Origin of the sequence: Bradyrhizobium sp. NC92, from assembly GCF_025200865.1 — a bacterium.
Lineage (GTDB): Bacteria > Pseudomonadota > Alphaproteobacteria > Rhizobiales > Xanthobacteraceae > Bradyrhizobium.
Map to the genome: position 1 here is coordinate 2,148,630 of NZ_CP104171.1, position 13,252 is coordinate 2,161,881.

At 66.0% G+C, this 13,252-nt stretch carries 11 protein-coding genes; 4 read left to right on the top strand and 7 right to left on the bottom strand.

All coding sequences use genetic code 11. The features are described from left to right. Window positions 1–2 precede the first annotated feature (2 nt). The 5 genes from N2602_RS10005 to N2602_RS10025 all read right to left on the bottom strand — a co-directional run bounded on the left by N2602_RS10005 (window position 3) and on the right by N2602_RS10025 (window position 5,602). Window positions 3–1,196, bottom strand: a complete 1,194-nt coding sequence (locus N2602_RS10005; RefSeq protein WP_172786850.1) for an efflux RND transporter periplasmic adaptor subunit — start codon at window positions 1,194–1,196, stop codon at window positions 3–5. Between the two features lie 174 nt (window positions 1,197–1,370). Continuing rightward, complete coding sequence (locus tag N2602_RS10010; RefSeq protein ID WP_260382532.1) at window positions 1,371–2,351, bottom strand: NAD-dependent epimerase/dehydratase family protein; 981 nt, start codon at window positions 2,349–2,351, stop codon at window positions 1,371–1,373. Window positions 2,352–2,418: 67 nt separating this feature from the next. Next, window positions 2,419–3,492 carry a hypothetical protein gene (locus N2602_RS10015; protein ID WP_260382533.1) on the bottom strand — a complete coding sequence of 358 codons (1,074 nt, stop codon included), beginning with the start codon at window positions 3,490–3,492 and terminating at the stop codon, window positions 2,419–2,421. A gap of 70 nt (window positions 3,493–3,562) precedes the next feature. After that, a complete protein-coding gene (locus N2602_RS10020) occupies window positions 3,563–5,053 on the bottom strand; it encodes an NAD(P)/FAD-dependent oxidoreductase (protein WP_260382534.1) in 1,491 nt (496 codons plus the stop codon). Between the two features lie 99 nt (window positions 5,054–5,152). After that, complete coding sequence (locus N2602_RS10025; RefSeq protein ID WP_024339447.1) at window positions 5,153–5,602, bottom strand: cupin domain-containing protein; 450 nt, start codon at window positions 5,600–5,602, stop codon at window positions 5,153–5,155. Window positions 5,603–5,789: 187 nt separating this feature from the next. Here N2602_RS10025 and N2602_RS10030 point away from each other — a divergent pair, with 187 nt between their 5' ends. Next, window positions 5,790–6,815: an AraC family transcriptional regulator gene (locus N2602_RS10030; protein ID WP_260382535.1), complete on the top strand. Its 1,026-nt coding sequence runs from the start codon at window positions 5,790–5,792 to the stop codon at window positions 6,813–6,815. Window positions 6,816–6,823: 8 nt separating this feature from the next. On the opposite strand, the gene N2602_RS10035 is transcribed toward N2602_RS10030, so the two are convergent. Together N2602_RS10035 and N2602_RS10040 are read right to left on the bottom strand one after the other, a co-directional pair. Further along, the gene (locus N2602_RS10035) at window positions 6,824–8,683 is read right to left on the bottom strand and encodes an ATP-binding protein (RefSeq protein WP_260382536.1); all 1,860 of its coding nucleotides are present in this window, start codon (window positions 8,681–8,683) and stop codon (window positions 6,824–6,826) included. A gap of 121 nt (window positions 8,684–8,804) precedes the next feature. Beyond that, window positions 8,805–9,437: a cupin domain-containing protein gene (locus tag N2602_RS10040; RefSeq protein ID WP_172786844.1), complete on the bottom strand. Its 633-nt coding sequence runs from the start codon at window positions 9,435–9,437 to the stop codon at window positions 8,805–8,807. A gap of 220 nt (window positions 9,438–9,657) precedes the next feature. Here N2602_RS10040 and N2602_RS10045 point away from each other — a divergent pair, with 220 nt between their 5' ends. The 3 genes from N2602_RS10045 to N2602_RS10055 are packed head-to-tail and all read left to right on the top strand — an operon-like array spanning window position 9,658 to window position 13,207. After that, the gene (locus N2602_RS10045; RefSeq protein WP_260382537.1) at window positions 9,658–11,349 is read left to right on the top strand and encodes a peptide ABC transporter substrate-binding protein; all 1,692 of its coding nucleotides are present in this window, start codon (window positions 9,658–9,660) and stop codon (window positions 11,347–11,349) included. A 27-nt stretch (window positions 11,350–11,376) separates the two neighbouring features. After that, window positions 11,377–12,327: an ABC transporter permease gene (locus N2602_RS10050; RefSeq protein WP_212254533.1), complete on the top strand. Its 951-nt coding sequence runs from the start codon at window positions 11,377–11,379 to the stop codon at window positions 12,325–12,327. 4 nt (window positions 12,328–12,331) lie between these two features. Beyond that, window positions 12,332–13,207 (top strand): ABC transporter permease, encoded by an 876-nt coding sequence (locus N2602_RS10055; RefSeq protein WP_212254534.1) that lies wholly within the window; start codon window positions 12,332–12,334, stop codon window positions 13,205–13,207. The last annotated feature ends 45 nt before the right edge of the window (window positions 13,208–13,252 follow it).

A 13,252-nucleotide genomic window follows, 5' to 3' on the forward strand; every position in this document is an offset into this window, starting at 1 on the left:
CCTTACTTGCTCGAGGCCTGCGACTGCTCGATCTTCGTCATCTGCGGATCGATCTTCTGGCCCGGGATGACGCGCAACAGCCCCGCGGTCACGACGCGGTCCTCCGGCTTCAGGCCGCTTTCGATCACGCGCAGCCCGTTGTCGACCGGGCCGATCTGCACCTTGCGCTGCTCGACGACGTTGTCGCTGTTGACCACCAGCAGATAGCGGCCGCCCTGGTCGCTGCCGAGCGCTGTGTCGGGAACGAGCAGGGCACTCTTTTCCTGGTCGAAGGGCACGCGGACGCGGACGAAATAGCCGGGCAGCAGCACCCGCTTGTCGTTGGGGACGAGGCCGCGCACCGCCAGCGTGCCGGTCGATTGATTGAGGGTCGGCGAGACGTAGTCGAGCTTGCCCTCATGCGGATAGCCGGTCTCGGTCTGCAGCCCCACTTGAATCGGGAATTGCTTCATATCCGTGGGCGTCAGTCCGCGGCGGGCCGCCTCGGCGCGGATGCGCAGCACGTCCTGCTCGTTGACGGTGAAGTTCACATAGATCGGGTCCATCGCGACGATGGTGGCGAGCTGGGTCGGCGAGGAGACGCCGACCAGTTCGCCGACCGAGACCATGTGCGCGCTGACGACGCCGTCGAACGGCGCGGTCACCCTGGTGTAGCCGTAATTGACCTCCGCCAGCCTCGTATTGACCTGGGCCTGCTGGAGGTTGGCCTGAGCGTTGTCACGGGTCGATGTCGAGGTGTCGAGGGTGGACTGCGAGACCGCCTGGCGCTGCACGAGCTCGACCTGCCGCTTGTAATCGGCTTCGGTCTGCTTGACCGTGGCTTGCGCGCCGACCTCCGCGGCCTTCGCCTGCTCGACCTTGAGCTTGTAGGTCTCAGGCTCGATCGTGAACAGCTGGGTGCCCTGCTTGACGAACGTGCCGTCCTGATAGTCGATCGTTTGCAGGAAGCCCTGCACGCGCGCGACGAGATCGACGCTCTTGATCGGCGCCGTGTTGCCGGTGGCCTCGACGTAGCGCGTCACCGGGCGCTGCACCGGCGTCGCGACGTCCACCTTGGGCGGCGGCGGCGCCACGAACGTGTTCTTGTCCTCGCAGCCGGCGAGCATGATCACGGTGGTCGCGGCGGAAAGGACCTGCCCGATACGCGTCCACGCTTCTTTGCGTCGTGCGGGAGAGGTGGGATTCGCGCGCGTCATTCGGTGGTCCCCGATTGCTGTCTGTCGGTGCGGCAGGCTACCAACAAATGCGCGGCCGTGAAACACCATAGCCATGGCGGTCACAGGTCTTGCACTGCAAACGGCGGCGTGCCCTTTGGCAGATTTGTCGTGACAAGGCGCTTTTTCACGGGGCGCACGATCGGCCCGTCCGCACTAGGGCTGGTGCGCATGCCACGCCGCGAGCACATCCTTCTCGTCTTCGGCGGTGAGACCGACGACCGGCCCGTTGCTGGCGTTGAGCCAATCAAGCGTATCGCGCGCGGTGTCTCCCGCCGGTCGCGAGGTCAAGCCGGCCTCGCGCGCCGGCGAGGTGTCGCGCGTCATGAAGCCGGCGAAGTCGGGCAGGGGCAGCCACATCGGCAGCGACCGCGGGCCGGCCCAACGCCTGACGTCATGCGCTTCCAGAAAGGCGCGATCGACCCAGGTGAAGGTGCAGGACGCGTTCAGCGCAGATGCGCATTCGCTCAGGAATTCGCCGCGCGTGCGGATCGGCCCGATCCCGTCATAGATGCCGGTGAGACCGGTCTCTGCCGCATGCACGATCCACTGCGCGAGATCGCGCACGTCGATGAACTGCACCGCATCCTCCGGCGATCCCGGCGCCAGCACCTCGCCGCCGCGCGCAAGCCGCGCCGGCCAGTAGGCGAACCGTCCGGTCGGGTCCTCGGGCCCTGCGATCAGTCCGGCACGGCAGATGAAGGCACCATCGCCGACCGCCTGTTCGCAGGCGACCTTGGCGGCGCCGTAGATCGCCTCGGTGCTGTGCTCGATCTCCGCCGCAACAGGCTCGCGCAGCGGTGCGGCGTCGGCGCGTTGCCCGGGGATGCGGTTGTCCGCATACACGCTGATCGTCGAGACGAAGGTCCAATGCACGCCCGGCCGCTTCATCGCGGCGACCGCACGGCGGACCTGGCCGGGATGACGCGCGACGTCGACCACGGCGTCGAATGTCTCACCGGCGAGCGGCGCAAGTCCGTCGATTACGTCGCGGTCGATCCGCACGAAGCGGGCGCCGGCGGCAATCGGCCCCGCAAGGCCGCGGACGGCGCAGGTCACGTCATGACCGCCAGCGCAAGCATGGCTTGCGACCGCCCGGCCGAGAAACTGGCTGCCGCCGAGAACGAGAATGCGCATGGAACGGTCCGTGTGGCCGATGCGATCGCGAGACTACAACCTGCGCTGGCAGTTGCAACCCGCCTCCTCAGCGGCCCCTGATCTCCGCGTATTTCGCCATCGCCTTCTCGAACTTGCGGTTGAACAGCCACATCGCAGCGAGGATCTCGCGGTAGCTTGCCGAGGTTTTCGCCCGGTCGGCCCGTCCGAAGGCAAAGATGCTGTTGTTGCGCAGGTGCTTCATGATCGTGGGGCTGGAAACCCCATAGTTCAGGAGATCGCCGGATTTGAGCGCCGACCGCGTCGGGGTGGGAACGATCTGGATCAGCTCGAACAGCTTCATCTGGTCGATCGGATCGGGCAGCGTCTTCACGATTTTCGGGATCTCACGAAACAGATCGGCGTGCGCGTTCATCAGGCCGTCGCGCACATTGGTCCAGTGGTTGAAGCGGTGATCTGTGCCGCGGGCGCGCGCCTCCTCCTTGTCGTCGCGTGCGCTCAGGTGCGGATCGATCGCGGCGATGTCGCCCTTGATGGCCTCCCATTTCCGCCTGCCGTTGCGGTCTTCGGAGGGGCCGGTCTGGAAGCTGCCCATATAGGTGTTCGAGCGCGCATTGCGGACGTTCTGCTTGCCGTTGGTCTCCGCAAAGAACAGCCCGAGGCTGATCCGCCCCGCAGCTTCGGCATGTTCGGGGGCGAGCCCCTTGGCGCGCGCAATCGCAACGGCGAGATCGACGACGTCCCTGAATGGTGTCGGCGAGCTCTGCGCGCTCGCAGGCGGCGCCTCCATGAGGTCGAACAGCCTGCCGTATTCGTCGACCAGCGGCTCGATCTCGGCATCGAAGTAGGCCGGAGGAATCTCGAACTTGTTCGGCCGGCCGATCCGCGACGGCATGACGTCGGTGAGGTCCTTGTAAGCACTGATCACAGCGACGCGCGCGAGATAGAGCGCCTGTCCCGGCAGGTTCGGCAGCGGCTCCTTCGCCTCGATCTGGCGCCGCCGCTCGGCGAGGATGGATTTGAAGTCGCCGAGCGCGCGCTCATAAGCCGCGAGCGCCTCCGATTGCTGTGGCGTCGGCGCCGCCTTCTGCGCAACGGTGGGCGCCGCGACGAGGAAGGCAACAGCCGCAAGGGCCGCGGCGGCAAGTCGTCTCGATCCCATGGCTGGTTCCCGTCGATTCGATAACCAGCGAGATCGTAAACGGCGGACGCGAGCTGCCGCAATTCTCCTCTCACGCCGCCCGGTAATCCGGCGCCGTCGCCAGGAACTTGGCGTAAGCATCCGCATCCGGCGGCTGGAAGCGCCCCGCGAGCCCGCCGCGCTTCTGCTGCTTCGTGCCGATGTCAGCCATCAACTCGTCGAAATGGCGGTAGTGATAGGGCGCAACGCAGAGGCCGCCATAGACGCCCGCGGCCGGGCGCTCGACACGCTTGAAGTGCAGCATCATCTCGATGTTGTCGCGCATCGCCTGCGCGGTCGGCTGGTTGGCGAGCTGGCCGTCGGCATAACGCACCAGCCAGTTGGCCGCGAGGTCGGCGCACAGCACGGTGCAGAACGAGGAGTTGAAGCCGACGAAGCCGAGCTCGGGCAGATCAGGATTGGCGATCAGGCGATAGAGCCGGTACTGCCCGTCGGCATCGACCAGCTTCGCTTGATAGGCCTCGGGCAGGAACGGCACGCCGAGCTTGTAGCCAATCGCGAGCACCGCGACGTCGGCGCCCACGCGTTCGCCGCCGCTCATCACGATGCTGTCGCCCTCGTAACGGTCGAACGTGCCGAACACGGCCTTGATGCGGCCGTCGGCGACCATCGGATAGAAGCCCGGCGTTGCGATCGGAACCGAGCAGTTGACGCCGTCCTCGATACGCTCCTTCGGCACCATGTTGCAGCGGCCGAGCTTGAGCTGCGCCTTCAGCAGGCTTTCCAGCCCGCGCCAGTTGGCCCAGACCAGCGGCGCGGCGATGCGATGCGCGAGCCGCCCCATCGCGCCGATGCCCCAGCCCGGAAACATCTCCTCCTGCGCGCGGATGTAGAGGATGCGCTTGAAGTTCACGAGACCGCCGATGAAATAGGGAATGCGCCAGACCGGCTCGCGCATCACGATCGTGACCTCGCGCGCGCCTGACTTCACCGCGTTCGCGGCGATGTCGGTTGCGGACTTCGAGCCGCCGAGCACGACGACGCGGCGTCCCTTTGCCAGCGTCGGATCGCCGTATTTCGACGAATGCAGGATCTGGCCGCCCTGCGCCAGAAAGCCGCCCTCGCCGGGGCAATGCAGCTCGCGCGGCTCGTTGAATTGCCCGGTGCAGACCGCGACGAAATCGAAATCCTCGTTCGTGCCCGTGCCGCTCTTGTCCTTCAAGACCAGTGTCCATCCCGGTCTGCCGTCGGCACGGCGCGCCATGCCGGCGACCTCGGTGTTGAGCCGCAGCATGTGGTCGAGGCCGAAGCTTTTGGCATAATTGGCGAGATAAGCGTGCACCTGCGGCCCGGTCGGCCATTCCGGATAGGCGTCCGGCATGGCGCGGTCGGTGTAGCGGTAGAGCTCCTTCGGGCTCTGGGTCTGCACCTCTGGGTAGGAGCGCGCCGGCTCCCAGACGCCGCCGAGATCCGAGCTGCGCTCGACGATGGTGACGCGGTGGCCACGGGTGGAGAATGCTTTCGCGGCGGCAAGGCCGGAGACACCGGCGCCGATCACGCAGACATGTTTTGGGCTGACCATGGGATTGCTCGATGTGTTTGGCGCGCAAGCGACCGCGTTCGGCCGCAAGGCGCGGCCGGCCGGGCTGCGAGCAGATGGAAGCGGAGGAAGCGGCGACGGCTAGTCGTTGGCCTCGGGCGGCAGGAAGTCGACCTCATGCAGCGCCGAGATGCGCACGACTTCCGCGGGGTCGGTCAGATTGTGCAGCTGGTTGAACAGCGCCTCCAGCTTCTGCATCGGCGAGACCCAGAACAGCGCCCGGCACGGCTTGTCGGACTTGTTGAAATAGCCGTGCGGAATGCCGCGGGGCATTCGCACGAGGTCGCCGGCATGGGCCTTGACCCATTGACCGTCGAGCTTGAGATCGAGCGTGCCTTCCTGCACCAGGATGAACTCGTCCTGGGTCGGGTGGATGTGCACCGGCACGAACTGGCCGGGATCGCTGTTGGTTTCGAATGCGAAGGTGGAATCGGTCACGGCCTTGGGGAAATAGACCTGGCCGAGGATGTTCCAGCTCTTGCCGCCATAGCCCGTGCCGTTGGCGGTAATGCCTTTTTCGAGTGCAGTCATGGCTTGCTCCTCATGGATTCCGGCGGGGACCGAGCATCGGCCGGGGACGTGCCGCCTGTCTATCCGCTAAACGAATCCGGAGCGCCTATTGCCGTGCAGCACGATGATTTTGCGAGTTGCGCCCCTTTTCGCGCCCGCGGAACTATTATAGGCTTAAAGTAATTCCGGGCGCGAAGCATGGTCGACGATGTCCGCAGCCGAGCTGGAAATGAGCGCAACAGCCTCTGCAGCCGAACGGCTTGCGGCCTTCGCCCGCGTCACCACCGACGACGTCGACGAGGCGGCCGAGCAGATCGGGCGCATCTTCTGCCCGCATGATCTCAAGCCGACGCAGGCGCGGGCGGCCGGCTTCTCGGCCCGACACAATTGCGCGGCCTTCGACGGCTTTTCCATCAACTACGTCGCCTATGGCGGATCGGTCAGCATCGATCCCGGCTGCCTCGAGCGCTTCTTCCTGGTGCAGGTCCCGCTCGCGGGCGGCGCCCGCATTCGTGCCGGTCATCGCGAGCTCGATGCGGCGCCGGGCCGGACGGCATCGCTGCTGTCGCCGACCATTCCGACCCGGATGATGTGGAGCGATTGCGCACAGGCGATCCTGCTGCTCGACCGCCGCATGGTCGAGCAGCGCGCCGCGGCCTTGTCGGGCAGGGCGACTGGGGTGGTCGAGTTCGATCCGGTGATCGAGCTGGATGCGCCGTCGGGGCGGGCCCTGCAGGCCCGGCTCGCCGAACTGATGACGCTCGCCGAGCGTCTCGGTCCATCGGGCCGGCTGTCGCCGGTCGCAATGGCCGATCGGCGCGAAGCGCTGCTCGATCATCTCCTCAACGGGCAGCGGCATAGCCACTCGGATGCGATTGAAACCTTCTCGGGCCAGGCCGAGCGCCTGCCGCGCGCGCTCCGCGCCGCACGCGACCATCTGGCCGACAATGCCGGCGAGCCGCTCGATCTCGCGCAGCTCGCCTGCGCCTCCGGCATCGGCATCCGCGCGCTGCAGCTCGGCTTCCGCCGTCACTTCGGCCTGTCGATCTCGCAGATGTTGCTCGACATGCGCCTCGCCGGCCTTAACGCGCGCCTCGCGCAGGCCGCCCCCGATGCCTCCATCACCGAGATCGCGTTCGATCTCGGCTTCACCCATCTCGGCCGCATGGCCGGCGCCTACCGCGAAAAGTTCGGCGAGACGCCATCGGCGACGCTGCGCCGAAGGATGAGCTAGCGCGGACGCTACTTCCGCGACCGCGTCGTGCCACTACCTTCCGCGGCCTGCCTGCGCAGAAACGCCTCGACGTCGGCCTGCACCGAGTAGGGCGTCGGGATCGCGTCGCCGGCGGAATCGACTGCGGTGTCGAGGCTGCGCCGCAGCAGGCGTGCCAGCTCGGCCTTGCGGTAGGGCTTTCGCAGCAGCGGCGCACCCATCGTGGCGCGTCCCTGTGCATGCAGGGAATCGTAGGCGTAGCCGGAGGTAAAGAGGACCCGCAAGGACGGTCGTGCGGCCACCATCTGCTCGGCGAGCTCGCGTCCGTTCATGCTGCCGGCCATCACGATGTCGGTGAAGAGCAGGTCGAACGGGGTGCCTTCGGCCGCGATGGCGAGGGCCTCGGTCGCATCGGCGGCGGGGATGACTTTGTAGCCGAGCCCTTCGAGCTGGACCGTGACGTAGTGTCGGACCTCGCGGTCGTCCTCGACACAGAGGATGGTTTCGGTCCCGCCGACGATCTTGCGATCGTCGTAGCCGGTCGGGCGCAGCGTGCTCGCCTCCGCCTTCGGCAGGTAGATCGTGAAGATGGTGCCGCGTCCTTCTTCCGAGGCGACCTTGATGCCGCCGCCGGACTGCTTGACGAAGCCGAACACCATGCTGAGCCCGAGCCCCGTGCCTTTGCCGACCTCCTTGGTCGAGAAGAACGGATCGAAGATGCGTTCGAGAATGGCCTGCGGAATGCCGGTGCCGGTGTCGGCAATCTCGATCTCGACATAGTCGCCGGCATAGCCGGCACCGACCGCCAGGGCCTCGCGCACGCCGAACACGACGTTGCGCGTCGTCAGCGTCAGCCTGCCGCCGTCCAGCATGGCATCGCGGGCATTGATGGCGAGGTTGAGCAGCGCCGAGCTCAATTGCCCGCGGTCGGCGTAGGCCAGCCAGACGTTGCCGCCCAGCTTCGTCACGATCTCGATCTTCTTGTCGAAGGTTGCGAGCAGCAGCTTGGCGAGCTCCTCGATGAGCTCGTTGACGTCGATCTCGGCCGGCTGCAGCGCCTGCTTGCGGGCAAAGGAGAGCAAGCTCGACGTCAGCGCGGCGCCGCGATCGGCGGCCTCGCTGATCAGCTTGGTGATGGTCGCGAGCGGCGGGTTGTCCTTGACGGCGTCGGCGAGGATCTCGATCGTGCCTGTTATCACCGTGAGCATGTTGTTGAATTCATGCGCGATGCCGCCGGTGAGCTGCCCGACCGCGTCCATCTTCTGGGATTGGATCAGCTGCTCCTCGGCAGCGCGCGTCTGGGTGATGTCCCTGACGAAGGTGTTGATGATGGAGCGCTCTTCGATCCGCAACACCGTGCTGGACGCCTCGACCAGGATATTCTCGCCGTTCCTGTGCACCAGGGTGACTTCGAAGCGCATGCCGGCCGGCGCGGCGGACAATTCCGGAACGAGGCGCGCCATGCGTTGCCTGAAGCCGGCGCGCAGCGGCTCGGCGACGAGAAGATCGACGACGTCGGCGCCCCGCGCCTCCTGCCGCGTCCATCCGGTCAGCGCCTCCGCCTGAAAGCTCCACTCCAGCACGGTGCCGCTCTCGTCGATCTGAATGTAGGCATCGAGCGCGGTCTTGATGACGGCTTGCATCATGTGCGTGTTGGTCTGCGCCTGCCCGGCCAGCAGCTCAGCGGTGCGTATTTCCCGCGACGTCTCGATCGCACGCGCGCAGAGAAGGACGAGCAGCACCGCCACGGCGGCGCTGACCAAGAGCGCGAGGAGCTGGGCCGTGCCGAATTCGGCACTGCCGGTCGCCAGAGAGGAGGCGAGGAAGGCTGCAGCAGTCACGATGGCCTGTGCGGCCAACGCGAGGGTCAGAAGCCTCCTGAGTTTCATGGTCTCACACCAAAGACGCCGGCCGCCCCCGCCGCTTCGCGAGCTGCGGGCATCATGTGAGCTACAGACTAGGCGTGGCGGCGTCGAGGGGCAATTTCCGGTGGTGCGGGACGGGGCCGCTTCAACCCGCCGGCGAATCGGTCTGCCGCAGCGTCGTCACCCAGATCACGCGCGCCACCTGCTGGGTCGGGTTGTCGAACATGTGCGGCACGATGCTCGGAAAACGAAAGCTGTCGCCGGCTTCCAGCACATGGGCCTGACTGTCGAGCCACAGCCGCAGGCTGCCCGAGAGGATGTAGCCCGCCTTCTCGCCGGTGTGCTGCAGGAAGTCGGTGCCGGAGGAGGCGCCGGGGTTGAGCGTGAGCTCGTAGAGCTCGAGCTGGCCTTTGCCTTCCGGGGTCAGCGCTTCCTTGACGACGCCGCTGGCGGTGAGACGCAGCAGCCTCCGGTTGCTCTTGCGCACGATGTAGCGCTGCCCGTCGGCGGGATCGCTGCTCTCGAAGAAATAGGAGATGGGGACATCGAGCGCGATGCCGAGCAGGCGCAGGGTGCGGATCGAGGGCATCGCGCGTGCGCGTTCGAGCTGGCTGATCATGCCGGTGGACAGGCCGGTCTTGTTGGCGACGTCCTGGATCGAAAGGCCGGCGCGCTGCCGCAGCAGCCGCACGGTTTCACCCAGGCGCTGGTCGACCGCATCGTCAGCTTCGATCGTGGAAGCGTCCTTGGTGCCGTTGGTATCGCCGCGACCATCCATGTCGCTCTCCCATGCATCATCTCAGCCTCGGGCATCGCGCCTCGTGGCTTCAGTCGGATTGAAAAGCGAACGCATTCTAGCAATGCGATTGACAGCTGTATTTAGTCGTGATGAACTTTTGGAAGAAAAATTTAGAAGCACTAAAGCCCACTCCTGTTCCCTTTGCCGGGGTCTCGGGGGCGCGGGAGACGGTGCCGCGTGCGGAAACGGAGAGTGGGTCATGGCAGACGACACCGGCACGTTCGGCGTTGGGGCAGGGCATCTCGGCATTCCGAATCGCCGTCAATTCTTCCAGCTCGGCGCAGGCGCGGCGGCGGGATGGACGCTTTCGAGCAGTGCGTTGGCCCAGACTGAACGCCCGACCGCTCCACCGGACAAGCCGCGCGGACAGGTGATCGCGGCGCTGTCGCAGGAGCCGACCGTCTTTCATCCCTTGATGCCGGGCATCGAGGTCGATCTGGGCATCTGGTGGCAGGTATTCTCGCCGCTCTGGTACATCGATCCCGACGGCAAGTTCGTCCCCGACCTCGCCCGCGAAGTCCCGACCCTCGAGAATGGCGGCCTGTCGGCCGATGGGTTGACCTGGAAGATCAAGCTCCGCAGCGACGTGAAGTGGCACGACGGCACGCCGTTCACGGCGGAGGATGTCAAATTCTCCATCGAGCTGATCAACAATCCCGGTTTCCGCGCGCGCAGCCGGGTCGGCCACAGCCTCGTCAAGGACATCACCGTCGTGGCGCCCGACGAGATCCATTGGCGGATGGAAGCGCCCTATTCGCCCTATATGTCGATTCTGGCGTCGTTCACCTTCATCGTGCCCAAGCACATCCTGGAGAAGGTGTCCGATCCGAACGCCTCACCGTTCCACAATGCGCCTGTCGGGACCGGCCCGTTTCGCTGGGGCGAGCGCGTGCCCGGCGACCATATCCAGTTGAACGCCCACACCGGCTATCATGGCAAGGGGCCGTACCTCGAACGCGTGGTCTTCAAATACATCCCTGATCTCACCGTGCTCTACACCCAGTTCCGCACCGGTCAGGTCGACTACACGGGCCTGCAAGGCATCCTGCCGAACTTCGTGCAGGAGGCAAAGACGCTGAAGGGCCGGAAGATCTTCGTTTCGTCGACGTCCTCGGTAGAGCATATCGCGCCGAACCTGGATTTTGGCCCTTTCACCGATCGTGCCGTGCGCGAGGCGCTCTATCTCGGCATCAACAAGCAGGCGATCATCGACGCGCTCTATTACGGCCTGCCGACGCAGACCGAGAGCTTCGTGCCGCAGCAGGCCTGGTCGTTCCAGCAGGGGCTGCCGCAGCACAAATACGATCCTGCCAAGGCCAACGCGCTGCTCGACGCCGCGGGCTGGGTTCGCGGCGCCAGCGGCATTCGCGAGAAGGGCGGCGTCAAGCTCGAGTTCGCCAACTCGACGACGGCGGGCAGTGCCGTGCGCGAACAGTGCCAGCAGCTCCTGATCCAGGACTGGCGGGCGATTGGCGCGGCGATGCGCGTCAACAACATGCCGGCGGCCGTGATCTGGGGCGACTTCTGGCAGCAATCGAAGTTCAATTCGGTGATCGTCGGCGTGAACTTCATGCTGGGCAGCGACCCCGACGTGACGCCGCGCTTCGGCTCCGGCGCCATCCCCGCCAAGGGCGGCCGCGGCTACAACACGTATCAATATCAGAGCGCGGAGGCCGACCGGCTGCTGTCTCAAGGCGCCAAGCAATTCGACCTGGCGCAGCGCAAGGCGACCTATGGCGAGCTGCAAAAGCTGATCCGCAACGACCTCGCCATCCTGCCGCTGTTCCAGGGCTTCATCGCCGAGGGCATCAAGGAGGGGCTGCAAGGCTTCCGTCCCAACATCAACATGTCGATCAACAGCTGGAACATGCGCGAATGGTATTGGGCGTGATGCGTCCAATGCGCTGGATCGCCTGAGATGGCCCGTTACGTCGTCAACCGCCTGGCACAGGCGATCATGCTGCTCGTGATCGTCTCGGGAATCGGCTTTGCCATCCTGCATCTGGCGCCCGGCGGCCCGCTGTCGCAGTTTGCCGTCTCCGGGCAGATGACGCAGGAGGATCTCGACCGCGTCACCAGGCAGCTCGGTCTCGATCGGCCGTTGCCGATCCAATATCTCGACTGGTTCGGCCGCATGGTGCGGGGCGATTGGGGCAAGTCGTATCGCGACGGCGAGCCGGTGCTGTCGGTGATCTCCTCGCATCTCGGCGCCACGCTGGAGCTGATGGCGACGGCGACCATCATCGCGGTGCTGCTCGGCTGCTGGATCGGCATCCTTGGCGCGCTGCGCCGCTACTCGTTGTTCGATACGCTCGCCACCGTCGGCGCCATGATCGCACTGTCGATCCCGACGTTCTGGTTCGGTCTCGTCACCATCTACGTCTTTTCGGTCAAGCTCGGCTGGCTGCCGGCGGGCAATCGGCACACCATTGGCGACGGCTCCTTCCTCGACCTGCTGCATCATCTGATCGCGCCGGCCGTGGTGCTGGCGCTGGTCGAGACCGCGATGTGGGGCCGCTTCATGCGCTCCTCGATGCTCGAGGTGATCAACCAGGACTACATCCGCACCGCGCGCGCCAAGGGCATGCCGGAATGGCGCATCCTCACGGTGCACGCGCTGCGCAATGCGCTGTTGCCGATGATCACGGTCGCCGGCCTGCAGTTTCCGACCCTGCTCGGCGGCGCGCTGGTGGCGGAGACCGTGTTCACCTGGCCGGGCATGGGCCGGCTGTTCCTCGATTCCATCGGCTACCGCGATTATCCCGTGGTCATGGGTATCCTGATGTTCTCGGCGACGATGGTGCTGATCGGCTCGCTGCTCGCCGACATCCTCTATGCCGTCGTCGATCCGCGCATCCGGGTGGGTTGAAGCGATGGCGACCGCAACCCTCTCCACCGTTCAGCTCGCGCCCGGCCAGGCCGCGTGGCGGCGCTTCCGCCGGCATCGGCTGGCGCTCGCGGGCGCATTGATCATTCTGGTGCTCGTGCTCGGCTCGGCCTTCGGTCCCTATCTGCTGCCGTTCGACGACACCTATATCGACATCATGAAGCGGTTCGCGCCGCCGCTCTCCGGCGCGCATATCCTCGGCACCGACGAGCTCGGCCGCGACGTGCTGGCGCGGCTGTTGATGGGCGGGAGGGTGTCGCTGTCGATCGGCATCGTCGCGATGGTGATCGCGATGGCGGTCGGCATCGTCGTCGGCGCCTTTGCCGGCTTCTATGGCGGCGCCGTCGGCGCGGTGCTGATGCGGCTCGTCGACGCCGTGCTGTGCTTTCCGACCATCTTCCTGCTGCTGGCGCTCGCAGCGCTCACCGAGCCCGGCCTCGTCACCACCACCGTGCTGATCGCGGCGACGGCCTGGATGGCGGTCGCGCGCGTCGTCGAGGCCCAGGTGCGCTCGTTGCGCGAGCGGGAATTCGCGGTGGCCGCGCTCGCCTTCGGCTCCTCGAACCTGCGCATCATGTTCCGCGAGCTCGTGCCCAACGCGATCGCGCCGATCGTCGTTGCCGCGACGCTCAACGTCGCCAAGGCGATCCTGCTCGAATCCTATGTCAGCTATCTCGGCTACGGCATCCAGCCGCCGGCGGCGAGCTGGGGCAACATGCTCAACAATGCGCAGATCTATCTGACCAGCGCGCCCTGGCTCGCGATCGCGCCTGGCGTCGCCATCACGCTCGCGGTGACCAGCTTCAACTTTCTCGGTGACGGCCTGCGCGACGCGCTCGATCCGCGAATGAACATCCCCTGACGCGCAAGACTGTCTGACGCGCAAGACCTCGAACTGAACTCCAGG

What these genes read in the sequence shown, in the direction of transcription:
- N2602_RS10005 (WP_172786850.1), bottom strand. Translation starts at nt 1,196, where the DNA reads ATGACGCGCGCGAATCCCACCTCTCCCGCACGACGCAAAGAAGCGTGG.
- N2602_RS10010 (WP_260382532.1), bottom strand. Translation starts at nt 2,351, where the DNA reads ATGCGCATTCTCGTTCTCGGCGGCAGCCAGTTTCTCGGCCGGGCGGTC.
- N2602_RS10015 (WP_260382533.1), bottom strand. Translation starts at nt 3,492, where the DNA reads ATGGGATCGAGACGACTTGCCGCCGCGGCCCTTGCGGCTGTTGCCTTC.
- N2602_RS10020 (WP_260382534.1), bottom strand. Translation starts at nt 5,053, where the DNA reads ATGGTCAGCCCAAAACATGTCTGCGTGATCGGCGCCGGTGTCTCCGGC.
- N2602_RS10025 (WP_024339447.1), bottom strand. Translation starts at nt 5,602, where the DNA reads ATGACTGCACTCGAAAAAGGCATTACCGCCAACGGCACGGGCTATGGC.
- N2602_RS10030 (WP_260382535.1), top strand. Translation starts at nt 5,790, where the DNA reads ATGTCCGCAGCCGAGCTGGAAATGAGCGCAACAGCCTCTGCAGCCGAA.
- N2602_RS10035 (WP_260382536.1), bottom strand. Translation starts at nt 8,683, where the DNA reads ATGAAACTCAGGAGGCTTCTGACCCTCGCGTTGGCCGCACAGGCCATC.
- N2602_RS10040 (WP_172786844.1), bottom strand. Translation starts at nt 9,437, where the DNA reads ATGGATGGTCGCGGCGATACCAACGGCACCAAGGACGCTTCCACGATC.
- N2602_RS10045 (WP_260382537.1), top strand. Translation starts at nt 9,658, where the DNA reads ATGGCAGACGACACCGGCACGTTCGGCGTTGGGGCAGGGCATCTCGGC.
- N2602_RS10050 (WP_212254533.1), top strand. Translation starts at nt 11,377, where the DNA reads ATGGCCCGTTACGTCGTCAACCGCCTGGCACAGGCGATCATGCTGCTC.
- N2602_RS10055 (WP_212254534.1), top strand. Translation starts at nt 12,332, where the DNA reads ATGGCGACCGCAACCCTCTCCACCGTTCAGCTCGCGCCCGGCCAGGCC.